This window comes from Endozoicomonas sp. SESOKO2, from assembly GCF_024606245.1.
Lineage (GTDB): Bacteria > Pseudomonadota > Gammaproteobacteria > Pseudomonadales > Endozoicomonadaceae > Endozoicomonas_A.
Map to the genome: position 1 here is coordinate 1 of NZ_JAHHPQ010000501.1, position 3,076 is coordinate 3,076.

Annotated in this window: 2 protein-coding genes; one reads left to right on the plus strand and one right to left on the minus strand. The window is 45.4% G+C overall.

Features of this window, described 5'->3' with window-relative positions:
- Positions 1 to 67: 67 nt before the first annotated feature.
- A complete protein-coding gene (locus tag KDK17_RS11460) occupies positions 68 to 1,066 on the minus strand; it encodes a hypothetical protein (protein WP_257274363.1) in 999 nt (332 codons plus the stop codon).
- Positions 1,067 to 1,578: 512 nt separating this feature from the next.
- Here KDK17_RS11460 and KDK17_RS11465 point away from each other — a divergent pair.
- On the plus strand, positions 1,579 to 2,958 hold the full coding sequence (locus KDK17_RS11465) for an L-serine ammonia-lyase (RefSeq protein WP_257274362.1): 1,380 nt from the start codon (positions 1,579 to 1,581) through the stop codon (positions 2,956 to 2,958).
- Positions 2,959 to 3,076: the final 118 nt, after the last annotated feature.

Genomic DNA, 3,076 nt, shown 5'->3' on the forward strand with positions numbered 1-3,076 from the left:
GACCAATTTATTGCAACCGCAGTAGGACAGCCTTAAGTCCGACAGGCTGCTAGGCACTATAACCTGTCTACCGCCCCCGCTGTTTTATTAGTTGGTTGATTATTAACGGGGACAACAATCCTGACACAGTGGGTGGGTGGTAGGTATATGTAGTAAACGATTGACGTGCACCAAACGTTTGTCTCACCAAATCATCTTCTTTCACAAAGTCTAATGGAATCTTACTTTCTTCAACAGAGTTACGCGGCAATCGTAGCTTTCCTTTTGGAGCCAAACAAGCCCTTACTGCTAAAAAGTACTCATCTGAAAATCTCATAAAGTTACATAAAGGACCTTCATCTCTTATTTCATCGTATTTTTTATTGAGTGTTCTTAGAAATTCAGTTGCCCTTTTGTCTCCCCACTGCAGTAAAACATCAGGTTTAAGGCTTGCTATTATATCCAAAGTATCATGACCTGAATGACCGGAATGATGATCACCAAGATCATGACCACAGCCAAGTATTAAAACAGAATGTTTTTCTGGGTGCAGCCCATTTAAAATTACAACACCATATTTTTTGTGGATATTATCAAGCTCTTCATCTGTTACTGATGTTTTTAAATCTAGTTTTTTATTTTTCAAGTGAAGTTCAATAAAGTAATCCAGTTCATCATAAGCATCCAGAGAAAGTCGAGATTTTATTCTTTGAGCTTCGACTTTTGCTGATGGAGACTCCCCTCCGGAAGGGCATGTGTACAAAGGATTATCTATGTCATTCATTGAACTAAAGATCAGGTTGGCAATTTTTAAACCAGTTTTTTGAGAATCTTCACCGACGAACATTACACCCTTTTCAGTCAACTTTTTCTGTGTAATATGCAAATCCTGGTTTTTTGAATTATCAGGTAGATCCTTTACGTCAATCTTTCTTCTTTTAATATCCATACCAAAAGCTGCTATGCCTTCGCTAGCAGGTATTTTTTTTGTTTGAATCCTTTTAGTTTTACCAACATCCTGGTCTTCATCAGTTAAAGAACCACCCGCTTTGTTAATTGAAGATGGTTTTTTTCCTGGTATATCCATGTTTACTCTTTGTATCAATGTTAAGGTGAACCCACTGTCAAGACAGCAAATCAACGAGTCTGAGTTAAGTCCTGACAATCATCGAAAACTCCTCATGCAAAGTGAATTGCCTTCGGTGCGTTGTAATCCAACGACTGATGCACTCACTCTAGTAAATCGTCCAATCCTCCCTAAAGCTTAGAAACCGTCAAAAACAGTAGCTGTCCTTTCCACTGACTGAACTGGACAGCGGCAACCTGATGCTCACTGGCCAGCCGATTAAATTATAGTCTTGTCACCCCTTCAGGGTTCCAGTGCTACCATTGTACCTTCGTCACATCAACCCATTTGTTTCCAATAGGAAACAAATGGGTTGATGTGAAACATCCAAATTTGCTACTCTGCCAATACTCTGAATATCTGTTGGACTTCTTAAAATCATACGATTCGGGACTTATCGAAGAACAACATTGGTTTCTGTCAACCCAGTATCGTCAGGAGCCTAACCGATAGTAATACAAGCGGGGCGAACCATGGGACTGAGCATTTTCGACCTTTTTAAAATTGGCATCGGGCCTTCGTCTTCACATACAGTAGGCCCCATGGTGGCAGCCAACCGTTTTCTGGATGAACTCCACTCAAATCAGCACTTCGAGCAGGCACACCGTATAAAGGCCGACCTCTACGGCTCTCTGGCCATGACCGGAGAAGGGCACGCCACCGATGTTGCCGTCCTTCTTGGGCTCATGGGGGAGCACCCTGATAGAGTCAACCCTGATAAAGTGCACGAATACGTCTCTGATATAAAGGACAACAACCGACTGGAGCTGGGTGGAATCAGGGCCATTTCATTTCATTTCGACACTGATCTGCAATTTCATTTTGGAAACTCCCTGCCCAATCACCCCAATGGCATGTCACTGACAGCTCTGGATGCCAATGGGCAGATTCTTTATAAAAACCAATATTACTCGGTCGGTGGCGGTTTTGTTCTCAACGAACAGGAAGCTTCTTCCAATCTATCAACCAACCTGCAGTCTGCTCCCATTCCTTTCCCTTTTGAAAAGGGTCTGGACCTACTGGACCACGGCAAAAAAAGTGGTTTATCCATTGCCGAGCTGGTACTTGAAAACGAAAAACATCTGGGGCGCAGCCAGAATATTCCCAAGGATCTGATGGCCATCTGGCAGGTGATGGATCAATGTATCCAGCGCGGTTGCGAGCAAACCGGAAAATTGCCCGGAGGATTGGATGTTGACCGTCGTGCCAATGACATACACAAACGCCTGATCAACAAACCAAAAGATCAGTGGGATGACCTGCAAAGCATGGACTGGGTGAGTCTTTTTGCCCTGGCCGTGAATGAAGAGAATGCAGCGGGTGGTCGGGTCGTCACCGCACCCACTAACGGTGCTGCGGGAGTTATTCCAGCGGTTCTGGCTTATTATGATCGCTTTGTTCCCGGCAGTTCTGATCAGGGTATTCAGACTTTTCTGGCTACTGCTGCGGCCATCGGTATGTTGTACAAAAAGAACGCCTCCATTTCAGCCGCTGAAGTCGGCTGTCAGGGAGAGATCGGGGTAGCCTGCTCTATGGCAGCGGGAGCACTCTGCGCCGTTTTGGGCGGTACTAATGAACAGATAGAAAATGCAGCAGAAATTGGCATGGAACATAACCTTGGGCTGACCTGTGACCCGGTTGGAGGTCTGGTTCAGGTGCCATGCATAGAGCGAAACACTATGGGTGCAGTCAAGGCCATTAACGCGGCACGACTCGCCTTACAGGGTACCGGCCAGCATCGGGTCTCACTGGACAGCGTGATAGAAACCATGCACCAGACTGGCCTGGACATGCAGGATAAGTACAAGGAAACCGCCACCGGCGGACTGGCAGTCAATGTTGTCGTGTGCTGAGACTCGTGACAGATGCCAATAAAACCAAAAATAATCAGCACAAATACCCAGGATGCTCCGTATAACTAGGAGGCTGACCGAGAATAGCGCCCGTAGCGAGGACGGCAGAAAATTGAGG